Origin of the sequence: Streptomyces uncialis (genome assembly GCF_036250755.1) — a bacterium.
GTDB lineage: Bacteria > Actinomycetota > Actinomycetes > Streptomycetales > Streptomycetaceae > Streptomyces > Streptomyces uncialis.
In genome coordinates this window covers 4,549,533-4,574,121 of record NZ_CP109583.1, presented here as the reverse complement: position 1 = coordinate 4,574,121, position 24,589 = coordinate 4,549,533, and the positions used below count along the sequence as shown (strand labels likewise).

Genomic DNA, 24,589 nt, shown 5'->3' with positions numbered 1-24,589 from the left:
CGTCATTGTTCTCTCACGGGCCGCAGTCCTAGGACAGCGGAACGGGAGTGGCTCTCTTTGGGCTGCTTCGAAAGCGCCCGGAAGCCCTTCGCAAGGGGGTCTAAGGAAGCGTCTGTTCGTTGAGAATTGAACAGTGTGCGGGTTTCTGAGCCGTCTCCCCTGTAAGTGACGGCCGCGCGGGTGAAAGACCGCGCATACCTGTCCGCTCCGTCTGCGAGCGGCCGACTGCCTCTTCTGCCCGTCCGGCGCCGCACCTCGTGCGGTGGCCGTACGGGCAGGGGTGCGGGGAGTCGGGAGTGATCCGACCCACAAGGTGCGGCACCCGGGTTGCCCCCCGGGTGCCGCGCACGGGCACCTGTGATGGAGGCACCTGTGGGAACGAGTCTGACAGAAGAAGAAAGGGCCACACTGGCCCGCAAGAACGCCGAGGCGAACAAGCGCAGCCAGGACGCCGCGCGTGTTCGCGGCGGGCGGTGAACACGATGGGCTGGGGACGCAAGGACCAGGGTCCGTCCGAGGCGTTCGCCGCGGAAGAGCAGGCGCGGGCCGACGGCCTTGCCCGCCGGTGCGACGAGATCGCTGCGGCGTTGTCGCACCCGATGAGGAACAGCCTGGAGCACTACCAGGCCGCGTACCGCAATGCGGCCGGGAATGCTGCTGCGCACACGGCGCAGCCGGAGGCGCGCTGATGGCCGACGACGAGCGCACCGCGCGTCTGCTGGAGCAGCGCGCCGACGGGTGGGCGGCCCCGCCGCGTTCGATGGACCCGCCGCCCGCCCCGGCCGAACGCGCCTGGCAGCAGGACATGATCCGCGACGCCTACGAGGACGCGGCCCGCCTCACCGGCCGCCCTCTGCGGCCCTTCTGCCGCCCGCATTCGCGTGGCGGACCCCCTCCTGAACGGCGCGGCCCCGGTGGGCAAACACCGGGGCCGCCACGAGCCGTTCCCTCTGAGAGGAACAACCCGTGAAGCACATTGTGGCCGGTCACGTGGCCGCCAGCACGACCGAGTTCATCGAACTCGCCCTCGGTACCCCGCTGGACTTGTGGCTGGGTGTCGAGGGCGAGTCGCCGGAGGAGCGGGAGGCGCGACTGGACGCCGCCCGTGACATCCTCGCCGACGCACCGCACCTCGCTGACGACACCCTCCGCCTGGCCGCCCGGGTCATCGACGACCACGCCCCCGACCTGTTCAACATCACCCCCCTGCCCCAGCGCCCCATCCGCCGTGTCCGCCGGTTCCGGAAGGAGGAAGCGGCATGAGTGCGCTGGATGAGACCCTGGCCTCCGCTCATGCCGAGGTCAGGGCGGAGATCGCCCGCACTGACACCAAGACCGCGTTGCTGCTGGCGTTCGTCGGGGCGGCCCTGGTCGCCGCCTGGACCGCCGGCCGTGACCTCCCCATGAATCCCGCCGCATACGTGGTGGGCGGTGCGGGGATGGCGCTACTGGTCGGGGCGGCCGGTCTGCTGCTGTCGGCGGTCCGCCCGAACCTGCGCGGTGGGCACGGGTTCCCGCTGTGGGCGACCCTGTCCCCGCAGCAGCTGTACGAGGCCCTGCCGGTCGACCTGAGCGCCGACGTCGTGGGCCTGTCCCGCCTCGCCGTCGCCAAGTTCACCCGGCTCCGCACCGCGGTCGATCTGACCTGTGCGGCGGGTGTGCTGCTGGCCGTGGCCGTCGTGATCGTGGTCGGGGGTGCGCTGTGAGCACCCTCGCCGATCTGTCGGCCCCCCTGCGGGCACTGCGTCTGATCTGTGCCGACCACCCGGACCTGCCCGCTCCGAACCTGGACGTGTGCCCGATCTACCCGGAGCGGCTGCACCTGAGCTTCCACAGCATGTCCGACACGGTCCCGTCGCTGGCCGCGTTCGAGGTATGGCGGGCCGCACTCGGGGTTCCCGACAGCACGGTGGACGGTCACTTCCAGAGCGACGGTCGGACGTGGGTGCTGAAGGCACGGGGCGAGTACGCGGGCGCCACCGTGGAGCTGACCGCCTACGCCGACGTTCCGCCCGTCCCGGCACCGGTGATGAGGGGTGCGGTATGACGCTGGACCGTAAGGGAAAGGCCCTCCTGGTCCTGGCCCTGGTCACGGTCGTCGCGATGGCGTTCCGCGTCTCGTGGAACGCGCTGCGCGACGTGGCCCGCGCGATCGGCGCCGACGACACCGCGGCGACGCTCTACCCGGTCGTGGTCGACGGCCTCATGGCACTCGCCCTCGTCGCCACCCTCGTCCTCGTCGGCCCGGACCGCACCTTCGCGCTGCGGGTGCTCGGCACCTACACCCTCGCCTCCCTGGTCCTGAACTACGTCCACGGGCTTGTCCCCGGACTCCACGGCGACTCGGTCGACTGGGGCAGGCTGGCCGACTGGGACCCCGCCAACTATGCCCTCGTCCTGCTGGCCACCTCCCTGCCGGTCGGAGCGATCTACTTCGGCTCCGACCTCGTCGCCAAGATCCTCGACCACCGGCCCGCACCCGCACCGGAACCGATGCCGGAACCGGCGGAACCGGCATCGGTTCCGGTGGCCGGGCGGAGCATGCCCGTGCCGGTGGAACCGGCCACGGATGTGCCTGTGCTGGGGCCGTGGACACCGGTGGCGGAACTCACCGGCGGAACCGGCGGAACCGGCACCGGAACCGGCCCTGACCTGTACATCCCCGCCGAGCAGGACGGGACGGGCCTTGGGGCGGAACCGACGCCGGAACCGCCGGAACCGAGCGTGGTTCCGCCGGTTCCGGACCCCGGTTCCGGTACCACCGGTTCGGGTTCCGAGGTCAGGGACGACACCGTGTTCGGCCGTCAGGTCGGGGAGGTCCGGAACTGGCTCCGGGAAGAACCGGAACTGACCGGAACCGCGATCGGAACCCGGCTCGGAACCAGCGACGCCTACGGCCGCCGTGTCCGCCGCGCAGCACTCCACACCGCAGGAGCGGCGGTATGAGCGGCGTGGCACGGCTGGCGGCGGCCCGTCGGCTCCTCGACGCGCCGCCGCCGGTCCCGGTGCCAGGCCAGGCGCCACTGGACGATGCCGCCCCGCTGCGGATCGGTTCGCTGTGCTCCGGGTACGGCGGGCTGGACATGGCCGTGACGGAGGTGTTCGGGGGGTCGCTGGCGTGGGTGGCGGACCCCGATCCGGGTGCCGCCCGCATCCTCGCCCACCACCATCCGCAGGTCCACAACCTCGGGGACCTCACCACAACCGACTGGTCCGCCGTCGAGCCGGTGGACATCGTCGCCGCCGGCTACCCGTGCCAGCCGTTCTCCACCGCCGGACACAGGAAGGGCACCGCCGATGACCGGCACATCTGGCCCCACATCGCCCGTGCCCTTCGCGTTCTACGACCCCGCTACGCGGTCCTTGAGAACGTCGCAGGGCACCTTTCCCTCGGATTCTCCGACGTCCTGTGCGACCTTGCCGGCCTCGGGTTCGATGCGGAATGGGATGTTGTACGTGCGGACGCGGTCGGTGCACCCCACCAGCGCAAGCGCCTCTTCGCCCTCGCCCGCGCTGCCCACACCCAGGGCGAGGGACGCGAAGGGCATCGGCTACCCCGACGGACTCCCCTCGGACACCCTCCGCGCCCAGGTGGCCCTGCTCCCCACCCCGCGCGCGTCAGCGAACGAGAACCGGCAGACCCGGCGCACCCCGTCCCAGGAAGCCGGGACACACGGCCTGTCCCTGGCAGCGGAGGTCTGCTCACTCCTGCCCACCCCGACCGCGGCGGACGGCGAACGGACCAGCGCGACGTTCGGGCGGGGCAACCCGACACTGCGCGGGGCGCTGCTGCCCACCCCGACCGCGACGGACGCGAAGGCGAGCAGCGGGGCGAACCCGGCCTGGGGACACGGGCAGACACTGACGGACGCGGCCCGCAGCGTTGGGGCCGGTACCACCCGGCGATCGCACGGTGGGAAGCCCTCACCCGCCCCGCCCCCCGGCCAACTGACCCTCTGGGACGCCTGAACCCCCCGTTCGTGGAATGGCTCATGGGCCTCCCCGCCGGACACGTCACCGCCGTCCCCGGCCTGTCCCGCACCGCACAACTCCGCGCACTCGGCAACGGCGTCGTCCCCCAACAGGCCGCCCACGCACTGCGGGCCCTGCTCGCCCGCTCGGCCGGCACCACTGCACGCACGGCCGCCTAGAGGCTGGCGAGCCACTCGGTCACCGCGCGCAGGACACGGAACCGGCACCGGTGCGCCTTGCTGCACCACCGGCGCGGCCCGTCGCTCATGGCCGCACGGGGCCCGCGCACACCTGACCGACCACCGCACAGCCCCCGGGCGCACGCTTTGGACGGCCGCGCCCGGGGACTGCTGACACTCCCGAAGGGAGTACCACCAGCATGACCGACACCGTCATCGAAGTGGTGCCATCCGCGCCACATCCCCCCGCTCCCCCGCCTTCCCCTTCTCCCGCCGCTGCTGTGCCCGCTCCGGCGCCGTTGCCGGGTGTGCCGATCGCGGTCGCCGGGGCGAACGCGCTCGGCGCGGTCGCCGCCGGGTCGATGGCCGTCGCCGGACCGGTCGGCCTGGCAGCGGCCGGTGCCGTGGTCGGGGTGGCCGCCACGGCCGGACTGGCCCGCCGCATCACCCGCAACCGCCCCAAGCCCCCCGGCAAGGGCAAAACCCCGCCCCGCCCCACCAGCAAGACCGGCACGAAACCAGCGCCCGCCAAACCCAAGTCGGCCCCTACGGGCGGTCTGCGGGCCGCTGGCACCGGGGCCCGCGCGCCCCGGCCGTCGGCAAGCGGCCTGCGGTCCGCCGCCCGCACGGACCGCACCCCGGTCTCACCGCCCCCGCCCCGTACCTCCCCGACGCGCGCCCCGCAGACTTCGGCCAGCGGCCCGGGCCCCCGCACCACCACCCCCGGCCGAGGGGTGACCACGTCCGCGCCTTCCGCTGGTCCCGCCGGCCGTTCGGGTGCGGCCGGGGTGCGGTCGGTGTCGCCGTCCGCCGGACTGTCAGCCCCTGCGAAGCCGAAGGCGGGTGCGGGTGCGGGTCGGGTGCAGTCGGCTGGCCGTGCCGCCGCCGGTGCGGCAGGCCGTGCCGGTTCCCGGCTCGCGGCCGGTGCCGCGGCCCGTGCGGAGAAGACGGCCGCGCGGAGTCTGCGGCGGGAGACCAAGGGCGTCGCCAAGGCCCGCCGTCAATCCGGCCTCGACCCCACCGGCACCAGGGCCAAGCCCCTGACCTCGCAGGGCAGTGCGGCGCAGAAGCGTGCGTTGCGGCGGTCGGCGGTGCGGCATGCGGCCCGGATGACCGGGTCGGCCGCCGTGGCCGCCGGAGCAGGGCTGTTGTACGGGCTGTGGAACATCAAGCGCCCCGGCAAGGCGTTCGGACACATGCGGGCCGTATGGCACCGCCTCGCCTCACGGGCCCGCCGCGTCCGGGCCGCACGGGACGCCGCGACCCTCGGCACCACCCCCAAGGGCCGCACCCGGGTGCCGGATTCGACCGTGAACAACCCCCGCCGCACCACGCCCCGCCCGAAGGTCCCCGTGCTCCGCGGGCGAGTCGGGGCGCTCATCTCGCTGGGCAGAACCGATCACTCTGGAGGAACCGTGTCCGACGCCACCGCCCCGGGTTTTACCCGCCTGTCCGAAGCGGCCGAAGTCATGCTCCAGGCCGCGTCCACGTTCGACCCCGAGCACATGACCGAGTTCCAGACCCTCGTGGACGACCTCCCCGACGCCATGGGCACGGTGCAGGAAACGCTGCGGGTGCTGGCCGAACTGTCCGACGAGAAGCTTCCCGTCGACTCGCGGGTGGTGGAGGAGATCGGGGAGGGCTACCGCGCGATGAGCAAGGTCATCGACGCCCTCGAAGACGTCGGCACCGTCTACCGCCGCGTCCACGCCGAGGACATCGAGCGCAACGAGAACCCCCGCAACGGCCTCGACGGTGAACGCCGCTGGAACGTCGGCTGACCCCGCCCGCACCCGGATACCGGGCCGGTCCCCGCACATGGCGGGGACCGGCCCTTCCCTGTTCTCCGAGGAGGCACCACATGAAGAGCAAGAACGACAACGGCGGGAAGGGCGGTCGTGTGCGGGTGGACTGGCGGGCCGGTCACGGTCTGCTGACCGGCACCCTCAACGCCACCACCGGCACCTTCGTCGCCACCGCGCTCGCCCACACCAGCACGATGCCTGCCGGGTGGGCACTCGCCGCGGGAGCGGCCGGGGCCGTGGGCATGACCGCGACCGGACTGCGCCGGAACGTGACCGCGGCCACGATCACCTTCCGGGCCGGATGCTGGGCCGCGGCCGGGACCTGGTCCGCCTGGGCGCTGGGCACCGGCGGCCCCCTGACCCTCGCCGCCGTCGGAGCGCTGACCGTGGGCGGCATCACCGCGGGGACCCTCGCGGCGGGGTTCGCCGCGCACGAGGAGACCGAACAGGCCCGGCGCCGCACCCTGCTGTCCATCGGAATGCGCCGGGCGCTCGCCGCCGAGTGGACCGACCGGATCGCCCGGGTCTGCCGCGTCGAGAACGTCACCATCCCCGCCATCGAGCACTGGCCCTCCGGCATGGGCTACACCGTCGAACTCGAACTCCCCGAGGGCGGCACGACCCGCCGGGCGATCGCGGACCGGGCCGACGCGCTGGCCTCCGACCTCGACCTCCCCGACGGCTGCGGACTCCAGGTCCTCCCCGGCGTCTCCCGCCGCCGCGTCCTGATCGAGGTTGCCACCAAGTCCTACCAGGGCCGCGAGATCCCGTTCCCGCTGGACGAGATCGCGGAGACCACCACGGTCAACAACCCGGCACCGGTCGCGCTGCTGGCGGACGGGGGGCGGTCGGAACTGGACATGCGGCAGGCGTCGACCATCGTCACCGGGGCCACCGGGACGGGCAAGACCAACTGGCTCCACACCCTGATCGCCCGCCTGAACCAGACCAACGACACCCTGATCTGGGCCATCGACCTCAACGGCGGCTCCCTCGGACTGCCCTGGCTCCACGCCTGGCACCAGGCCCAGACCAGCGGGAACGCGGGCGCGGTGCCGGTGCCGGGCGTCGACTGGCTCGCCTCGACCCCGGCTGAGGCGAAGCTGATGCTGGAAGCGGCGGTGCGGATCGCGAAGACCCGCAAGGTCGCCTACCAGCAGCACATGCGCGACGAGAACGACGACAAACTCCCCGTCTCCCCGGGCGTTCCCGAGATCGTGATCGTCGTGGACGAGGGTGCGGAGGTGTCCGCGACGCGTGAGGCGCGGGCGGTGATGGCGGGGATCGCGGAGGTCATCCGGATCGCCCGGGCCATGGCGATCCGGGCCGTCGTCTCCGTCCTCCGCGTCACCCAGGATGTCCTCCCCGACCCGATGGTGCGGAAGATGGCATCCAACCGGGTCTGCACCGGTGCCACCGAGGACGCCGAGTTGGGGCATGTCTTCGGCTGGCGGGCCCTCTCCGCAGAGAACAGTTTCTCCGGCCCTGGCTCGATGCTCGTCGGTACTGAGGGCAAACAGCCCAAGACCGCCCAGCAGTGGCGCATCACCCCCTCAGACATCGAAGCCGTCTGCATCACGACCGCCCACCGCCGCCCCGCCCTCGACCGACCCTCGATCGACGCGGCCGGGGCCGCCTACACCGAACGGTGGACCACCGAGCGGTGCGCACACCTGTGGACCCACGCCCTCACCACCACCGGCCCCACCGGACCGGCTGGCCAGACCGGGCAGGGGCAGGCGGGGGTGTCGGGGCCGCAGTGGCGCGCGACCGCCGGATGGGACCAGCCCCGGCCCGCACCCGACGTGGACACCCCCGGCGCCGACGAACTGGAGGCTCTTTTCCAGCTCCCCGCCGCCACCCGCGACCCCGGCACCGGCCCGGACAGGGGTACCGACGGCGGAACTGACTGGTCCGACCCCGGCACCTGGACCACCGGCCGCGACCTCGACAAGGCCGACCAGCCCGACGCCCGTCAGGCCGCACTCCGGCTCCTCCTCGACGCGGGCCCCGACGGAACCGGCGCATCCGCCATCGCCCGCGCGCTCGCCGAGGAGCACCGCACGACACGGCAGACAGTCGTCGGCTGGCTCAAGACCTGGTCCGAAGACGGCACCGCGGTCCGCGTCGGGACCGGCACCAAAGCCCGCTACGTCCACCGCGATCACACCCCCCGCCACCCCGCCGAGGAGTGACCGCTTGTCGCTTGTCGTCACCAGCCCGGGAAGGGCCCCCGGGTGGCTCTGTAGGGGCCGGAAACGGGCTGTGACCTGCAAGGCGACAAGCGACAAGACAAGACAAGCGACAAGGCCCACGACAAGCCGGACGACAAGCGACACGACAAGTCAGCGCGGGTGACACCCCACCCAACCGGGGCCGTCACCCGCGCTGCTGAAGGAGCCCCGTCGTGCATGAAACCCCGTACGAGATCACCACCCTGAACTCCCACCCGGGCCCCGGAAACGGCCCTCGCCACGACGCCGTGATCCTCCCCGCCGACCTCCCCCCGGGGGTCCAGGTCGTCACCCTGCCCGGCGGCATCCGCACCCTCGCCTACACCCAGCCCACCACCCCGAACGCCCACCCGGCACCGCCCGCCCGGCCGATCCCGACCTGGGCCCGCACCACCGCACTCCTCACCCCGACCATCGGCGGGGGCATCGCCGCCGCCGGAGCCGGACTCTCCTACGCCGCCCCGGGACTCATCGCCATGACCCACGCACTCTGGGCCACCGCCGCCCTCATCGCCGCCGGAACCATCGCCGTCCCCGTCATCCGGGGCACCGCCCGCCGCCGCACAGCGAACCCGGCCCACATCACCCAGAACATCACCGCCACCGGCATGTTCGGCCGCGCCAACGGCACCATCAACCACCACTGAGGAGCCGTCGTGACAACCCCTGTGATCACCGCCGTGGCCACCCGCCAGGGCACCCGCTCGCACAACGCCGATGCCGCCACCGTGCACCGCCTTCCGGGCACGCCGATGGTGGCCGCCGCGATCGTGGACGGCATCGGCAACACGGCCGACGTGGTGACGTTCGCGCGCACCGCCGCCGAGGTCGCCGCACGGGTCGGTGCCCGCCGGGGCCCCCTCCTCGGCATCCTCGCCGCCGCCGAGATGGCCACCGCACCCCCCGGCGTCCAGGTCGAGGACGGGGTGGCCGTCGCCGCTGTCGCCAGCGCCGACTCCTCGACCACCGCCATCGCCTGGACCGGGGATTCACGCATCTACGGCTGGACCGGAAGCCGCCTTGTCCAGCGATCCACCGACCAGACCATGGGCACCTGGCTGAGGGCCTGGGGCGGCACCGCCGTCACCCTTCACCCCTCTCACAGCCCCGACACGACTGTCCCGACAGAGGACGCCGCCCGCGTACTCGACGACCTGGCACGCGCGGCTCTGGCACGGTGCTCCATCGCCACCGTGCCCATCTGCTACATCTCCGACCCCCTGGTCATCCTCACCAGCGACGGAGCCCACGGCCAGATCCCACCCGCAGCCCTGGAGACGCTCGTCCGCGACCACGCGCACGCCCCGCAGGCTCTTGCCGACGCCATCGTCACCGCCGCACAGCCCGACACCGACGGCTACCGCGACGACGCCACCGCCATCGTCATCGCCCTACCGCCCCGCACCTGACCCAGCACACAGCAAGGGCGGCCCCCTCTCCACCACAGATCCGGGGCCGCCCTCATCCACCCAACTGAACAGTGGAGGTCTCAGCATGACACCTGACCCCCGTCCTGCGCTGCTGACCGCAGCACTTGACGCTGCCGCCCTCGGCTGGCCGGTCATCCCGCTGCGGCCCGCCGGGAAGCGCCCCGTCGGCCACCCCGAACGGAACTGCCCCGGTACCGGCCGCTGCACCAGCGGTCATCTCACCCCCGAGCAGCGCGCTACCACCGACCCCGGCCTCATCCGGGCCGCCTGGACACACCGCCCCTACAACATCGGTGTGGCGACGGGCCCGGCCGGACTGCTCGTCGTGGACCTGGACACGCTCAAGCCCGAAGACGGGAAGGACGCCCCTGACGGGGCGGCATCCTTCGCAGCGCTCTGCGAGCGCGCCGGACAGACCGCCCCGGCCACCCGCCGCGTGCGGACACCCTCCGGCGGATACCACCTCTACTTCACCACCCCCGCTGACATCCGGTTCCGGTCCACCGCCGGGCAGCTCGCCCGCCGGATCGACACCCGCGGCTGGGGCGGATACGTCGTCGCCCCGGGCAGCAGCACCGCGACCGGCGCGTATGAGGTCACCGACCCGGTACCGCCCGCACCGCTCCCCGCCTGGCTGCTCGGGCTGCTCAAGGACACCCCCGCCCCCGCTGCACCCCTGCCGGTCGTTGCGCCCGTCCTGGACGGAGCACGGGTCGCCGTGGTCGCGCTCACCCGGGAATGCGCCCAGGTCAGCGCCACCGGAGAGGGCGGACGAAACTCCGCGCTGTACAAGTCCGCATGCAGGGTAGGGCGGTTCGTCGCGTGGGGCGACATCCCCCGGCACGTGGTGGAAGACGCATTCCAGGGGGCGGGGGAGTCAGTGGGACTGCCGTCCGCCGAGTGCCGCACGACCATCCGCAGCGCCCTCGACTGGTCCCAGCGCACAGCCCGGCCCCGGGAGGCGGTGTGAACCACCACCCCTCCCCCCGCCTGGAATGCCCAACCCCCACCAGGAACAACCGGCAGACCGACGCACCCCTGCCCCCGGCCGACCCTGACGGCCCGAAGGCCGTCGCCCGACAGGGCGTCGTATCTGTCCTTCGTCCGGACCCGCACCCGGGCGACGGACGCCACCCCGTCGCCTGGCTCCACATCACCGCGCCCGGCCGCGGCACCGTCCCCACCGCCACCTCCCGGTGCGTGTGCGGACGCGACCGCAGCGCCATCGGCCACACCAAGGTCACCGCGCTGGTCAGCGACCACACCGCCCACCGCGACACCTGCCCCCGCCGCACCACACAGGAAGGGACAGCAGCATGACCCCGCCCAGCCAGAGCACCCCGGAGCAGCCCATCGACGGGGCCGCGCTCCTCGACCAGGTGGAAGCCTTCCACCGGCGCTTCAACGTCTTCCCGAGTGAGGCCGCGTTCACCGCTGTTGTTCTCTGGGACGCCCACACCCACCTCCTCGACTGCTTCGAGTCGACCCCTAGGGTTGCGTTCCTGTCCCCGGAGCCGGGTTCCGGGAAGACGCGGGCGCTGGAGATCATCGAGACCCTGACGCCGCGCCCGATGATCACTACCGACATCAGTCCGGCCGCGCTCTTCCGTTCTGTGTGCGACGCGGAGGACCGGCCGACCGTCCTCTTTGACGAGATCGACACGATCTTCGGTCCCCGCGCCGCCGGGAACGAGGATCTGCGCGGCCTGATCAACGCGGGCCACCGCAGGTCAGGTGTCGTCTACCGGTGTGTCGGGGACGGTGGCGCCCAGACCGTGCAGAGGTTCCCTGTCTACGCCGCCCTGGCCATCGGCGGGCTGGGATATCTGCCCGACACGATCATGACCCGGTCCGTGGTCATCCGGATGCGTCGGCGGGCCCCCAACGAGAAGGTCGAGCCGTTCAGGGAGCGCATCCACAAGGCCGAGGGGCACGCGCTCCGTGACCGGCTCGCCGAGTGGGCGGACACCGTCCGGGACCGGGTCGACGGGGCGTGGCCGGAGATGCCTGCGGGGATCACGGACCGGCCCGCCGACGTGTGGGAACCACTGCTCGCGGTGGCGGATGCGGCCGGTGGCGACTGGCCCGCCCGGGCCCGCGCGGCCTGCCTCGCGCTGGTCGCCGCCGCCAACGACGGGGACAAGGCCAGCGTCGGTATCCGGCTGCTGGCCGACCTCCGGGACGCGTTCGGTGACGCCGAGCGTCTGCTGAGCGCCGACCTGGTGGACCGGCTCACCGCCCTGGACGACGCCCCGTGGGCCGACCTCGACGGGAAGCCGCTCACCCCGCGCACCCTCGCCCGGTTGCTCGGTGACTACGTCACCGCCGACAACGAGCCCATCCGCTCCCGCAACATCAAGACCGGGCCACGGACGGTCTCCAAGGGCTACTACGCATCCGACCTCGCGGACGCCTGGCTGAGGTACTGCCCGCCCGGCTCCCCGCAATCCGCTACTGCCGCTACCTCCGCTACCCCGCAGGTCACCACCCCTGCCCCGGTAGCGGACGCGCTCCCGGTAGCGGCTACCGAACCGGCCACCGCCCGCAGCTGAGTTCCCGGACCCGGCCCCCGCCACGCACTCGGCAAGGGGCCGGGCACATCCGCTACCGCTACCCCATCCGCTACCACCATCACGCCCCTGACCAGGGCGGTAGCGGAGGTAGCGGCAGTAGCGGACCTGTCAGGAAGGGGCTGCGAGCCCCGGACTTCGTGCAGGAGGTTCCTCCATGACGACCACCGCCACGCTCGCATCGGTTAGCGGTGCGAGTGAAGTCGAGTTCGACCCCACACTCCTCGCGCTCACGGTCGAGGAAGCGGCGCGCCGCCTCAGCGTCGGACGCACCACCATGTACGCCCTCATTCGCGATGGCGCCGTTCGGACCGTTCCCATCGGCCGACTTCGGCGCGTGCCTGTACAGGCCCTCAGCGACTACCTCACCGCACGCATGCAGCCGCAAGGCCAGTCCTTGGCCGCGTAGGGAGAACCATGAAGAAACGCGCCAAGCGCCCCGACGGAGCCTCGTCCATCTACTTCGGCAAGGACGGCTACTGGCACGGCCGGGTCACGGTCGGGGTCCGCGACGATGGTCGGTCCGACCGCCGTCACGTCATGAGCAAGGTCAGTGAAGGTGAGGTGATCAAGAAGGTTCGGGAGCTGGAGAAGCAGAGGGATTCGGGGAAGGTCCGGAAGCCGGGTCGGCCGTGGACCGTGACGGCCTGGCTCCAGCACTGGGTGGAAGAGATCGCCAAGCCCTCGGTGCGGGAGAACACATACGCCGGATACGAGGTCGCCGTCAGGGTGCATCTGGTCCCCGGTATCGGTGCTCACCGACTGGACAAGCTGGAGCCAGAACACCTGGAACGCTTCTACGCGAAGATGCTCGGCAATGGCAGCAAGCCCGCCACTGCCCACCAAGCTCATCGCACGATCCGGACGGCGCTCAACCATGCCTTGCGGCGCGGTCACGTCACCCGGAACGTAGCCACACTGGCTGTCCCGCCCCGGGTTGAGGACGAGGAAGTCGAGCCGTACGACATCGAGGAGGTTCAGCGACTTCTCTCCGAAGCTTCCAAGATTCGGAATAGCGCCCGCTGGTCCATCGCGCTCGCGTTGGGACTGCGGCAGGGGGAAGCGCTCGGGCTGCGGTGGGCTGACCTCGACACTGACAGCGGGGTCCTGCGTGTCAGGAAGAACCGTCTGAGGCCGAAGTACCTGCATGGGTGCGGTGGCGAATGCGGCGCGAAGCCTGGCTACTGCAAGAAGCGTGTCAGGAAGAACGAGGACACGGCCAACACGAAGTCTCGTGCCGGCCGTCGAGTCATCGGTGTGCCGGACGAACTGGTCAGGCTGTTGGAGCTCCATCGCGTAGAGCAGGAACGTGAGCGGGGCATTGCTGGGAAGGACTGGAGCGAATCCGGGTTCGTCTTCACCTCACCCATGGGCGAGCCTCTGGTGCCGAGCACGGACTACGACGCTTGGAAGCGGCTTCTGGCCGCTGCGGAGGTTCGGGACGGGCGCTTGCACGATGCCCGGCACACCGCAGCGACGGTTCTGCTCATCCTCGGGGTTCCCGAACGGGTCGTGATGCAGATCATGGGGTGGTCGTCAACGGCGATGGCGGCCCGGTACCAGCATGTGACGGGCGGCATCCTCGCCGATGTGGCGCAGCGGGTCGGGGGCCTCATTTGGGAAGTGGCCAAGGACCCGGACGAGAGCGAGCCGGAAGGCTCCCAAGAGTCTCGTTGAGACTGTGGATGAGACTGCGAACGTCGAAGGCCCCCATCTCGCGATGGGGGCCTTCGACGTTAGTGCCCGGTGAGGCACTGGCGGAGGATACGAGATTCGAACTCGTGAGGGGTTGCCCCCAACACGCTTTCCAAGCGTGCGCCCTAGGCCACTAGGCGAATCCTCCGGGGGAGACATTACATGACCCTGAGCGGTGGTCGCGAACTCGTTCGCGGGCCGGGGATCGGGTACTCTGTGTGCAGCCCCTCACGTGGCGCTATCTGACTGAACTCCCCCAGGGCCGGAAGGCAGCAAGGGTAGGTCGGCTCTGGCGGGTGCGTGGGGGGCGCTTGCGTTCGCGGGGCGCCCCTGGGGGCGGGGCGGGTCCGGCGGGGCGGGGGTGCTTCCGGTCCGGGTTGTCAGTGGGCGCCTATAACCTCGTAGGTGTGTCGTCTCTCGCGTTGTACCGCCGCTATCGCCCGGAGTCGTTCGCCGAGGTCATTGGGCAGGAGCATGTCACCGCGCCCCTGCAGCAGGCCCTGCGGAACAACCGGGTCAATCACGCGTACCTGTTCAGCGGGCCGCGCGGCTGCGGGAAGACGACCAGCGCGCGCATCCTCGCCCGCTGTCTGAACTGCGAGCAGGGCCCGACCCCCACCCCCTGCGGGGAGTGCCAGTCGTGCCGTGACCTCGCGCGCGGCGGCCCCGGCTCGATCGACGTCATCGAGATCGACGCCGCCTCCCACGGCGGCGTGGACGACGCGCGTGACCTGCGGGAGAAGGCGTTCTTCGGCCCCGCGGGCAGCCGGTACAAGATCTACATCATCGACGAGGCCCACATGGTCACGTCGGCCGGATTCAACGCCCTGCTCAAGGTGGTCGAGGAACCGCCCGAGCACCTCAAGTTCATCTTCGCGACCACCGAGCCCGAGAAGGTCATCGGCACCATCCGGTCGCGTACGCATCACTATCCGTTCCGTCTCGTCCCGCCCGGCACACTGCGCGACTACCTCGCCGAGGTGTGCGGCCGCGAGGGCATCCCCGTCGCCGACGGGGTGCTTCCCCTGGTGGTCCGCGCGGGAGCCGGATCGGTCCGTGACTCCATGTCCGTCATGGACCAGCTCCTCGCCGGGGTCGCCGACGACGGTGTGACGTACCCCATGGCCACCTCCCTCCTCGGGTACACCGACAGCTCCCTGCTCGACTCCGTCGTCGACTCCTTCGCCGCGGGCGACGGCGCCGCCGCCTTCGAGATCGTCGACCGGGTCATCGAGGGCGGCAACGACCCCCGCCGCTTCGTCGCCGACCTGCTGGAGCGCCTGCGGGACCTCGTCATCCTCTCCGCCGTCCCCGACGCCGCGGAGAAGGGTCTGATCGACGCCCCCGTCGATGTCGTGGAGCGGATGGCCGCCCAGGCCGCCGTCTTCGGCGGCGCCGAGCTGAGCCGCGCCGCCGACCTGGTCAACACCGGGCTCACCGAGATGCGCGGAGCCACCTCGCCCCGGCTCCAGCTGGAGCTGATCTGCGCCCGCGTGCTGCTCCCGGCCGCCTACGACGACGAGCGCTCCGTGATGGCCCGGCTCGAACGGCTGGAGCGCGGCGGCGCGGGTGGTGGAGCCGGTACGGGTGGTGGGTTCGGTGCGGGTGGTGGGGCCGGGGCCGCGATGCCCGGTGGATACGGCGTCCCGGGCACCCCCGGGGCACCCGTCGCGCATCCGGGCGGGCCCGCCCCCGTGGCCTACACACCGCCCCCGGCCGGACCCGGGATCGTCTACGAGGCTCCCGCCGCCCACACCCCGGCCCCGCCTCCCGCCGTCCCGGACGCCCCCGCCGAGGCCGCGCCCCCGGCACCCTCCCAGGCCCCCGCCGCCCCCGCTGCCGCCGCACCCGCCCCCACGGAACGCCGTCCCGGTGGCTGGCCCACCGCGGCGGCCGCCGGCAGCGGTCGGCCTGCCGGCCCCGTCGGCCAGCCCCCAGCCCCCAGCTCCCAGCCCGAGCAGGGGCAGGGCCAGGGGCAGCCGCAGGCTTCTGCGTACCCGCAGGCCCACGCCCCCGCCCCGGCCCCCGAACCCGTACAGTCCGCACCGCCGCCCGCCGGTCGTGCGACCGGACATGGCGGCGGGCCGGACCCCCGCGCCCTCTGGCCGAACATCCTGGAAGCCGTCAAGAACCGGCGCCGGTTCACCTGGATCCTGCTCAGCCAGAACGCGCAGGTGGCCGGGTTCGACGGCACCACGCTCCAGATCGGCTTCGTCAACGCCGGAGCCCGGGACAACTTCGCGAGCAGCGGCAGCGAGGACGTCCTGCGGCAGGCGCTCAGCGAGCAGTTCGGCGTGCAGTGGAAGGTCGAGGCGATCGTCGACCCCTCGGGCGGCTCCGCGCCCCCGCCCGCCGCCGGGAACTTCGGCGGCGGTCCCGCCCAGGGCCGTCCCGCCTACCAGCAGTCCCCGCCCGCACCCGCCGCCGCACCCCGCGCCCCGGCCCCGGGCGGCCAGGCGCCCGCGCCGCACAGCGCTCCGTCGTCCCCCGGCCCGGGCGGCCGGTCCGGCGCCCAGCAGCCCCCGAGACCCGCGTCCCAGGCCGCCCCGCCCGCCGAGCACCGGGCTCCCGACCCGGTCCACTCGGTGGCCCCGGAGGACGACACCCCCGAGGACGACGACCCCGACCTCGTCGAGTCCGCCCTCTCCGGCCACGACCTGATCGTCCGCGAACTCGGCGCCACGGTCCTGGAGGAGTTCTCCAACGAGTAGCCCGGCGCCGGGCCCCGACAGCGGTGTCGATGGGCCCCGACGGGCGTCCAACAGATCCCGTTCGGCACCGCTGGCCGCTGGCCGCTGGCCGCTGGCTGCCGGCTGATGACCGCTGACCGCTGACCGCCGAGCCCTGGTTCTGACCTCTGCCCGCGCGTCACGGCCCGTCGCCCCGCAGGCCGTGGCAGCCGCCTCCCTCACCCCGCCGAACCGCCCCCACCAGCGGCCGACCGCGTCGCTCCCCGGGCCACCGCCCGCGCCACCGCCCGCTCCCCGTCCACGCCGAACGGCGAGCGGCGGGCCGCGACGGCCAGCCGGGTGTCCAGCGCCACCAGGTCCGCGTTGATCGCCGCCCCGGCCCGCGCCCCCGACGCGGCCGAAGCCGACACCGTCTCGGTGACTCCGGTCACGTTCCCCGCGGCCCACACGCCCGCCACCGGGGTCCGTCCGTCGGCCTCCGCGGGTACCCGGGAGCCGACCTCCGTCCCGGCCACCAGAGCCGGTACCGCTTCCAGCCCCAGCGCGTCGAGCATCCCGGACCGGGCCCGGAGGCCACTGGCGACCGTGAGTGCCCGGACGGCGATGACCGTCCCGTCGCCGAGCCGCAGGCCGGACAGCCGCTCACCGTCCCGTACGACGCCGGCCACCTCGCCCCGCACCACGCGGACCCCGCGTGCGGCCAGTCGCTCCCACGCCTCCTCGTCGGGCTCGGGTCCGGTGTGCAGGAAGAGGGTGATGTCGGCGCTCCACTGCCGCCACAGAAGTGCCTGGTGCACGGCGAGCGGACCGGTCGACAGGACGCCGATCGGCAGGTCCCGTACCTCCCAGCCGTGGCAGTACGGGCAGTGCAGCACGTCGCGGCCCCACAGTTCGGCCAGCCCGGGAACCGGCGGCAGCTCGTCGGCCAGCCCCGTCGTCACCAGCAGCCGCCGGGCCCGCACCAGTACTTCCCCGGTGCCGGACCCTGACCCGGTGCCGCTCCCCGACCCCCTACCCGTGTCCGTACCTGCCTCTCCCCCGGCACCCGTGCCCGCACCCGGCGACCCCGCACCCGGCGACCCCGCCCCCGGTCGCCGCGCCGTGACCCGGAAACCGCCCTCGTCCGGCTCGGCCGACACCACCGTGCCGGAAGCGATCCGCACCCCGTACCCGCGGACCTCCGCCCGTCCGGTGGCCAGCAGCCGCGCGGGCGGTACCCCGTCATGGCCCAGGTAGCCGTGCATCGCCCCGGCCGGTGCGTTCCGGGGTTCACCGTTGTCGATGACCAGTACCGACCGCCGCGCCCGCCCGAGCATCAGCGCCCCGGCCAGCCCCGCCGCTCCGCCCCCGACCACCACCACGTCGTACCGCCCGTCGCCGAGCCCGAGGTCATCCCCGAGGTCATCCTTGATCCCGTTCACATCGCCACCGCCGCCGTGCTTCATGTCATCGCCTCCCGCGAGGGCCCCGGGCCCTTCGTCGTTGTCCGGCTCTCCGTCCCACCACCTTCCGGCCGGTCCGCCGGATTCGGCAATCAGATTTGCCGCAACAGCAACATCGCTTACGGCGGTGACGTGGCTGACTAGGAGGAACCTCCCAAGGCCGGGGAGTCCGCGCGTCGGACGCCCGCACAAGGGGGTGGGCGGTGGCGGTTAGGGTGGCGGCTGTGAAGGTCCTCGTCATCGGCGGCGGCGCCCGCGAACACGCCCTGTGCCGCTCACTGTCCCTCGACCCCGACGTCACCTCGTTGCACTGCGCGCCAGGCAACGCGGGTATCGCCGACGTGGCCGAACTCCATGCCGTCGACCAGCTGGACGGGGCCGCCGTGGCCGCGCTCGCGTCGCGGCTCGAAGCCGACCTGGTGGTCGTCGGCCCCGAGGCCCCGCTGGTCGCGGGCGTCGCGGACGCCGTCCGGGCGGCGGGTGTCGACTGCTTCGGACCGTCGCGTGAGGCGGCGGAACTGGAAGGTTCGAAGGCGTTCGCCAAGGACGTCATGGCCGCCGCCGGGGTACCGACCGGGCGCAGCTACGTGTGCACGACGGCGGAGGAGGCCGACGAGGCGCTCGACGCCTTCGGGGCCCCGTACGTCGTCAAGGACGACGGGCTCGCCGCGGGCAAGGGCGTCGTGGTCACCGACGACCTGGCCGCCGCGCGGGAGCACGCGATCGCCTGCGACCGTGTCGTCATCGAGGAGTTCCTGGACGGTCCCGAGGTCTCGCTCTTCGCGATCACCGACGGCGTCACGGTCGTCCCGCTCCAGCCCGCGCAGGACTTCAAGCGTGCGCTCGACGGTGACGAGGGTCCCAACACCGGTGGTATGGGCGCCTATTCGCCGTTGCCGTGGGCCGACCCCAAGCTGGTCGCGGAGGTCATGGAGACGGTGCTCCAGCCGACCGTCGACGAATTGCGCAGGCGCGGCACCCCGTTCTCGGGCCTGCTGTACGCGGGGCTCGCGATCACCTCGCGCGGGGTCCGGGTCATCGAGTTCAACGCCCGCTTCGGCGACCCGGAGACGCAGGTCGTCCTGGCCCGGCTGCGGACCCCGCTCGGCGGGGTGCTGCGGGCCGCCGCCCAGGGCACCCTCGCGGACCTCGAACCGCTCCGCTGGAGCGGTGACGCGGCGGTCACCGTGGTCGTGGCCTCGCACAACTACCCCGGCACCCCGCGCACCGGCGACCCCGTCGAGGGTCTGGAAGCGGTCGCCTCGGAGGACGCCCCGTACGCGTACGTCCTGCACGCCGGGACCAAGCGCGACGGTGACCGGGTCGTCAGCGCGGGCGGGCGGGTGCTGTCGGTGACGGCGACCGGCTCGGACCTCGCGCAGGCCCGGCAGCGGGCGTACGCGGCGCTCGGCCGGGTCCGGCTGGACGGCGGTCAGCACCGTACGGACATCGCGGAGAAAGCGGCGGGTCGCCTTCGCTCGCGCCTCTGAGGTCTGTCCGGCGGGGCGCACTTGTCCCTGCCCGGGTCGCCCGGTGGTTCGCGGTTCCCCGCAGGTCGTCTTCGCTCGCGCCCTGGGGTTTCTTGTGCTGGGCGCACTTGTTCCTGTGCGGTCGCTCGGTGGGTGCGCAGTTCCCCGCGCCCCTGGGTGCTGCCCCCTTGCGGTCGCTCTTCGGGTGCGGGTCTGCCCTCGTTCTTGCGCAGTTCCCCGCGCCCCTTTGGGGCGCATCCGGCGGGTTCTTCGGGTCGGGGCCGGTCGGGATTCTCCGTCCTCGCTCCAACGCGCTCGGTCGGACGTGAAGTGGCTCTGCTGAAGAGCATCGGAGTCTGCGGGCAGAGATTCCCGCCCACCCCCTCCCGCAGCCGAGCGAGTGCGGGAGGAGGAGGGTTCAACCCCGCCCCCGCAGACTGAGGACAGCAGCAAGGGGGCGCCCCTTCAGGGGCGCGGGGAACTGCGCAGAACCACCGAGTACCTGCACGGGAACAAGTACGCCCAGCACAGGAGACCCAGGGGCGCGGGGAACTGCGCACCCCGCGAGCGACGGCACAGGGACAAGTGCGTCCAGCCGGACAGACCTCGGGAGCGCGAGCGAAGGCGACCCGCGGGGAACTGCGCAGAACCACCGAGTACCCGCACGGGAACAAGTACGCCCAGCACAGCAGACCCAGGGGCGCGGGGAACTGCGCGACCCCGTCCGACCGCACAGGGACAAGTGCGTCCAGCCGGACAAACCTCGGGAGCGCGAGCGAAGGCGACCCGCGGGGAACTGCGCAGAACCACCGAGTACCCGCACGGGAACAAGTGCGCCCAGCACAGGAGACCCAGGGGCGCGGGGAACTGCGCACCCCGCGAGCGACGGCACAGGGACGAGTACGTCCAGCTGGACAGACCTCGGGAGCGCGAGCGAAGGCGACCCGCGGGGGCGCGTCGTGGGCGGTGGGCGGGCGTACGGCGGTGGGGTGGGGCGTGCGGGGAGTCGTACGCGCTCGGCTATCAGTTCGTATCGTGACGCGCGATCGCGACAAACCTCTGCCCAAAGCCATTCCATCGAGTGACCAATGGTCTATACGGCTGACGGGACGCGAGGGCCCAACTAGGGTGCGGCGCATGCGTTCCGGCACATGGCCCACCGGCATTGCGTTGTCAGTGGCCGGTGCCACAGTGGGGGAGTGAACAACGCCATGGGAGCCCGTCGGCGCCGGAGCGTGCCGGGCGGGCAGTAGGGGGTGAGGTCCGGTCGTGTCGGAGACGGGTGTGGAGACGGACGCGCGTTCCGCGCGCTCCCGGGCCCTCGCCGTGCTGCGGGTCCGCAGCAGGGCGACCGCCGTGGCGCTGCTGCCCGCGGCGGGAGCCGTGGTGCTGTTCGCCGCCCAGGTCACGGGACATGTGGACGCGGGGGGCGGCGTGGAGCTGGCGCGTCTGATCCTCACCGGGACGGCCGTGGCGGTGCTCGTCGCGGCGGCGGTCATCGGCCTGGTCATCAGCCGTTCCCGGCCCGCCATGAGTCCCACGGTGCCGATCGCCGAGAGCGCCGCCCCTGACCTCTACCGCCTGGTGCGGGACCTCGCGGACCGCCTCGACGTCCCCATGCCGTCCGCCATAGCCCTGACCCCCGACTGCGACAGCTGGCTGGAGGACCGCGCGCACCGCGCGCGGGCCCCGAAGGCGGCCGGGGACACCTCCGCCGACGCCCCCGGCCGGACCGGGCCGGCCGGGCGGACCGGGGAGGACCCCGACCGCGGGGCGCCGATCGCCCCCGTACTGATCATCGGGTCGCCGTTCCTGTGGTGGATGCGGGTCGCCGAGCTGCGCGCGGTGCTCGCCCCGGTCGTCGCCGGTACGGGCCCCGCGGCGCACCCCGACATCGCCGCCGCCCGCCGCTTCGTCCGGGGGCTGGACGCCGCCGTGGCCGTGGCGTCCGAGCCCCACCGGGGCCCGCTCACACGGCTGGTGCTCGGCGCGGTCGGCCGGGTGGCGCGGCTGCTGCTGCGGGCCTGCCGGGAGCATGCCGCCGAGATGGAGCGCGGGGTGGCCGCCGCCGCCGCGGACCGGGCGCAGAGCGTGGACTACGGCCTGCGGATCGTCGCGCAGGAGCAGGTGGGCCTCGCGTACGCCGGGTGGGACCGGCTGCTGACCAGGGTCGCGCTGCCCGCGTGGCGGGTCGGCCGCTGGCCCTCACGGCTCGACGCGGGAGTGGTCGCCGCGCTGACCGAGCTGTCCCGCCGCGACCGCCTCGCGGAAGGGTTCACCGCGCGGCTGGGGGAGCGGCCCGCGTGCGATCTGCTGGAGGAGCCCGGCGCGGTGGACGAGGCCGCGTCCCTGCTGGCCGCCCGGCTGTTCCACGGCGCCCCCACCGAGCCCGGCCGCGAATGGGCGCCGGTCGACTGGCAGGCGTACCCCGAGGAGGTCGTCGACCGTACGTGGCGCACCGAGGCGGCCCGGCTGCACAAGGTCCTCGACGGCCTCGGTGAGCGCCGCGGCTCCCAGGGCGCCACGCTCGCCCGGGTCCTCGACCGGCTGACGGTGGCCGACAGCGCCCCGATATCCGGATCGGCGGCGGTCGCGCCGGTGCCCCGGATCGCCCCGGACGACAGCCCGGACAACGCGCGCGCGGCAGCCGTCGCGTCGGCGCTCAGCGCGTGGGTGTCCCGGGAGGAGACCGAGGGGGACGCGGCCCAGGCACCCCGCCCCGGTCAGCACCCCGACGAACTCCTGTGGAACGAGGGGATGGTGCCGCTCTTCCCGCTGCAACCGCCGCGCAGCGAACGCGATCTGCTCGCCGACCATGTCCTGGCGATGGTGTGCTGCGCCGCGGTGGACACGGGCGGGGCGGTGCCCGGCCTCGACTGGCTGGACGGCCCCTCCCTCCTGGTGGGCGGGCGCCGCGCGGGGGATCTCTCGTCCCGGGTGTTCTCCCTGGTCGACGACGGGGACGCCGGTCCGCTGCGCAGCTGGCTCGCCACCCAGTCGATCCGTACGGACAAACCCCTGCGCCTCATCTGACCGCCCGGTGACCGTGGCGCCCCCCCACGCCCCCACACCCACCGCCGTACGGACAGCGGCACGCCTTGTACGGCGAGCGGCACGCCGCTACGTCGGGCGGCACCTGTACGGGCAGCGGCCCCCGTACGCCGAGACGGCGGCGCCCGAACAGCGGCGCCCCGACGGCACGCCCCGGACGGCGCCCGCCCCGCCGAACCCCGCGCACCGGCGCCGCACACAGGCATCGCCGCCCACCCCGGAAACCGCCGAACGCCCCGCAGCGCACCCGCGTACGAACGCCCCGCGAAACCAAGGCCCCGGGAACGAACGCCCCACGGCCGAACGCACCACGGCCGAACGCACCACGAACGCCCCACGCAGAGCACCCGCGTACCCCCGCGTACTCCCACCCCGGGGTAAACGAATCGTTCCCCCGCGGTCAAATAACGACGAACGGTGACGGGCCGCATGCGCAATGTGATGTGCTGGGTGGGCCGCCGCGCGGCATCGCGCGGAGAGCCGGGGGACTCAGGGAGGGCGCCACATGGCACAGCCGGAACACACCAGGCGATGGGAATCCGGCGCCCTCGCCCACGCCGTCACCGACCCCTTCGGCCAGGGACCCCTGCCCTGGCTGCGCGGGCGCGACCACTACTTCGACGACACGGGCCATGTGGTCCCCTGGTACGTCGACACCCCCCCGGAGCGGACCTCCCCGGAGCAGGGCCGCCCGCGCGGCAGACCCGGCCGCCGGACCCGCCCCGCCGGCCCTCCCGACCCCCGCCCGTCCACGGGCCTGCGCACCGCGGACGACGTGCACCGCCAGATCAAGGGCTTCGCCTCGACCGCCGCGGTCGCCCCGGGCGAGGCCATCGACTTCCGGATCACCGTCGACCCCCCGCAGCAGTTCAGCGTGGACATCTACCGCATCGGCCACTACGCGGGCGACGGCGCCGCGCAGATCACCACCAGCCCCCGGCTCTCCGGCATCGTCCAGCCCGCGCCGCTCACCGCCGACCGCGCGGTCTCGTGCCACCACTGGTGGATGTCCTGGCGTCTCCAGGTCCCGTCGTACTGGAACCCGGGCGCGTACGTCGCCGTGCTGACCACCGCCGACGGCTACCGCTCGCACATCCCGTTCACCGTCCGCGACGACCGCCCGGCGGACCTGCTGCTGCTGCTCCCCGACATCACCTGGCAGGCGTACAACCTCTACCCCGAGGACGGCCGGACGGGCGCGAGCCTCTACCACGCGTGGGACGAGCAGGGCCGTCTCCTCGGGGAGCGGGACGCCGCGACCACCGTGTCGTTCGACCGCCCGTACGCGGGCGCGGGCCTGCCGCTGCACGTGGGCCACGCGTACGACTTCATCCGCTGGGCCGAGCGCTACGGCTACGACCTCGCGTACGCGGACGCCACCGATCTGCACGCGGGCCGGGTCGACCCCGCCCGCTACCGCGGCCTGGTGTTCCCGGGGCATGACGAGTACTGGTCAGCGGCGATGCGGCGGACCGTGGAGGGCGCCCGCGCACAGGGCACCTCGCTGGTGTTCCTGTCGGCCAACACCATGTACTGGCAGATCGAGTTGAGCGGTTCCCCGGCCGGTACCCCGGACCGGCTGCTGACCTGCCGAAAACGCAGGGGCCCCGGCAGATCCGCGCTGTGGCGGGAGATCGACCGCCCGGAGCAGCACCTCATCGGCATCCAGTACGCGGGCCGGGTGCCGGAGCCCCACCCGCTGATCGTCCGCAACGCCGGGCACTGGATGTGGGAGGCGACCGGCGCCCACGACGGCGACGAACTGCCCGGGATGGTCGCGGGCGAGGCCGACCGCTACTTCCCGCGCACCCCGCTGCCCGAGCACCAAGAGCGGGTCCTGCTCGCCCACTCCCCGTACCGGGACGGCGGTGGCGGCCGCCGCCACCAGGAGACGTCCCTGTACCGGGCGCCGTCGGGCGCGCTGGTCTTCGCGTCGGGGACGTTCGCGTGGTCCCCGGCCCTCGACCGCCCCGGCCATGTGGACGCCCGGGTGCAGCGGGCCACCGCGAACCTGCTCGACCGCATCTGCAAACGCGACTGACCCACCCGGCC

At 73.1% G+C, this 24,589-nt stretch carries 22 protein-coding genes, 1 tRNA gene, 1 other RNA gene and 1 pseudogene; 23 read left to right on the top strand and 2 right to left on the bottom strand.

The window, feature by feature from the left end:
* The first annotated feature begins 473 nt into the window (after nt 1-473).
* The 18 genes and pseudogenes from OG711_RS18920 to OG711_RS18835 all read left to right on the top strand — a co-directional run bounded on the left by OG711_RS18920 (nt 474) and on the right by OG711_RS18835 (nt 13,867).
* Nucleotides 474-689 (top strand): hypothetical protein, encoded by a 216-nt coding sequence (locus tag OG711_RS18920; protein ID WP_329559837.1) that lies wholly within the window; start codon nt 474-476, stop codon nt 687-689.
* Nucleotides 689-970: a hypothetical protein gene (locus OG711_RS18915; RefSeq protein ID WP_329559836.1), complete on the top strand. Its 282-nt coding sequence runs from the start codon at nt 689-691 to the stop codon at nt 968-970. Before OG711_RS18920 ends, OG711_RS18915 begins: the two co-directional genes overlap by 1 nt.
* Entirely contained in the window at nt 967-1,263 is a 297-nt protein-coding gene (locus OG711_RS18910) for a hypothetical protein (RefSeq protein WP_329559835.1), read from the top strand. The genes OG711_RS18915 and OG711_RS18910 overlap by 4 nt, the downstream gene beginning before the upstream one ends.
* Nucleotides 1,260-1,706, top strand: coding sequence for a Pycsar system effector family protein (locus tag OG711_RS18905; protein ID WP_329559834.1), 447 nt, complete (start codon nt 1,260-1,262; stop codon nt 1,704-1,706). Before OG711_RS18910 ends, OG711_RS18905 begins: the two co-directional genes overlap by 4 nt.
* Complete coding sequence (locus tag OG711_RS18900) at nt 1,703-2,047, top strand: hypothetical protein (RefSeq protein WP_329559833.1); 345 nt, start codon at nt 1,703-1,705, stop codon at nt 2,045-2,047. Before OG711_RS18905 ends, OG711_RS18900 begins: the two co-directional genes overlap by 4 nt.
* Nucleotides 2,044-2,946: a DUF2637 domain-containing protein gene (locus OG711_RS18895; RefSeq protein ID WP_329559832.1), complete on the top strand. Its 903-nt coding sequence runs from the start codon at nt 2,044-2,046 to the stop codon at nt 2,944-2,946. The genes OG711_RS18900 and OG711_RS18895 overlap by 4 nt, the downstream gene beginning before the upstream one ends.
* Nucleotides 2,943-3,449, top strand: a pseudogene (locus OG711_RS18890) (DNA cytosine methyltransferase); the annotation flags it as partial. The gene OG711_RS18895 and the pseudogene OG711_RS18890, both read left to right, overlap by 4 nt.
* 22 nt (nt 3,450-3,471) lie before the next feature.
* On the top strand, nt 3,472-3,969 hold the full coding sequence (locus OG711_RS18885) for a hypothetical protein (RefSeq protein WP_329564268.1): 498 nt from the start codon (nt 3,472-3,474) through the stop codon (nt 3,967-3,969).
* A gap of 23 nt (nt 3,970-3,992) precedes the next feature.
* Nucleotides 3,993-4,151, top strand: coding sequence for a hypothetical protein (locus OG711_RS18880; protein ID WP_329564266.1), 159 nt, complete (start codon nt 3,993-3,995; stop codon nt 4,149-4,151).
* Nucleotides 4,152-4,459: 308 nt separating this feature from the next.
* A complete protein-coding gene (locus OG711_RS18875) occupies nt 4,460-5,932 on the top strand; it encodes a hypothetical protein (protein ID WP_329559831.1) in 1,473 nt (490 codons plus the stop codon).
* Between the two features lie 80 nt (nt 5,933-6,012).
* The gene (locus OG711_RS18870) at nt 6,013-8,151 is read left to right on the top strand and encodes a hypothetical protein (protein WP_329559830.1); all 2,139 of its coding nucleotides are present in this window, start codon (nt 6,013-6,015) and stop codon (nt 8,149-8,151) included.
* Nucleotides 8,152-8,363: 212 nt separating this feature from the next.
* On the top strand, nt 8,364-8,837 hold the full coding sequence (locus OG711_RS18865) for a hypothetical protein (protein ID WP_405673753.1): 474 nt from the start codon (nt 8,364-8,366) through the stop codon (nt 8,835-8,837).
* Nucleotides 8,838-8,846: 9 nt separating this feature from the next.
* On the top strand, nt 8,847-9,599 hold the full coding sequence (locus OG711_RS18860) for a hypothetical protein (protein ID WP_329559829.1): 753 nt from the start codon (nt 8,847-8,849) through the stop codon (nt 9,597-9,599).
* 85 nt (nt 9,600-9,684) lie between these two features.
* Nucleotides 9,685-10,590, top strand: a complete 906-nt coding sequence (locus OG711_RS18855; RefSeq protein ID WP_329559828.1) for a bifunctional DNA primase/polymerase — start codon at nt 9,685-9,687, stop codon at nt 10,588-10,590.
* A complete protein-coding gene (locus OG711_RS18850) occupies nt 10,587-10,940 on the top strand; it encodes a hypothetical protein (protein WP_329559827.1) in 354 nt (117 codons plus the stop codon). The genes OG711_RS18855 and OG711_RS18850 overlap by 4 nt, the downstream gene beginning before the upstream one ends.
* Nucleotides 10,937-12,172, top strand: coding sequence for a DUF3631 domain-containing protein (locus OG711_RS18845; RefSeq protein ID WP_329559826.1), 1,236 nt, complete (start codon nt 10,937-10,939; stop codon nt 12,170-12,172). The genes OG711_RS18850 and OG711_RS18845 overlap by 4 nt, the downstream gene beginning before the upstream one ends.
* A gap of 175 nt (nt 12,173-12,347) precedes the next feature.
* Nucleotides 12,348-12,599: a helix-turn-helix domain-containing protein gene (locus tag OG711_RS18840; RefSeq protein ID WP_329559825.1), complete on the top strand. Its 252-nt coding sequence runs from the start codon at nt 12,348-12,350 to the stop codon at nt 12,597-12,599.
* A gap of 8 nt (nt 12,600-12,607) precedes the next feature.
* Entirely contained in the window at nt 12,608-13,867 is a 1,260-nt protein-coding gene (locus OG711_RS18835) for a tyrosine-type recombinase/integrase (RefSeq protein ID WP_329559824.1), read from the top strand.
* 78 nt (nt 13,868-13,945) lie between these two features.
* Here OG711_RS18835 and OG711_RS18830 read toward each other — a convergent pair.
* Nucleotides 13,946-14,033: transfer RNA gene (locus OG711_RS18830), tRNA-Ser, on the bottom strand.
* A 71-nt stretch (nt 14,034-14,104) separates the two neighbouring features.
* Here OG711_RS18830 and ffs point away from each other — a divergent pair.
* Nucleotides 14,105-14,203, top strand: an RNA gene (ffs, locus tag OG711_RS18825) — signal recognition particle sRNA small type.
* A gap of 89 nt (nt 14,204-14,292) precedes the next feature.
* Nucleotides 14,293-16,596 carry a DNA polymerase III subunit gamma and tau gene (locus tag OG711_RS18820; protein WP_329559823.1) on the top strand — a complete coding sequence of 768 codons (2,304 nt, stop codon included), beginning with the start codon at nt 14,293-14,295 and terminating at the stop codon, nt 16,594-16,596.
* Between the two features lie 197 nt (nt 16,597-16,793).
* On the opposite strand, the gene OG711_RS18815 is transcribed toward OG711_RS18820, so the two are convergent.
* A complete protein-coding gene (locus OG711_RS18815; RefSeq protein WP_329559822.1) occupies nt 16,794-18,020 on the bottom strand; it encodes an NAD(P)/FAD-dependent oxidoreductase in 1,227 nt (408 codons plus the stop codon).
* Between the two features lie 221 nt (nt 18,021-18,241).
* On the opposite strand from OG711_RS18815, the gene purD reads away from it, so the two are divergent.
* From purD to OG711_RS18800, 3 genes are all read left to right on the top strand, one after another.
* On the top strand, nt 18,242-19,507 hold the full coding sequence (gene purD / locus OG711_RS18810; protein WP_329559821.1) for a phosphoribosylamine--glycine ligase: 1,266 nt from the start codon (nt 18,242-18,244) through the stop codon (nt 19,505-19,507).
* A gap of 1,248 nt (nt 19,508-20,755) precedes the next feature.
* On the top strand, nt 20,756-22,519 hold the full coding sequence (locus tag OG711_RS18805) for a M48 family metalloprotease (protein WP_266509626.1): 1,764 nt from the start codon (nt 20,756-20,758) through the stop codon (nt 22,517-22,519).
* 523 nt (nt 22,520-23,042) lie between these two features.
* The gene (locus OG711_RS18800; protein ID WP_266509624.1) at nt 23,043-24,578 is read left to right on the top strand and encodes a N,N-dimethylformamidase beta subunit family domain-containing protein; all 1,536 of its coding nucleotides are present in this window, start codon (nt 23,043-23,045) and stop codon (nt 24,576-24,578) included.
* The last annotated feature ends 11 nt before the right edge of the window (nt 24,579-24,589 follow it).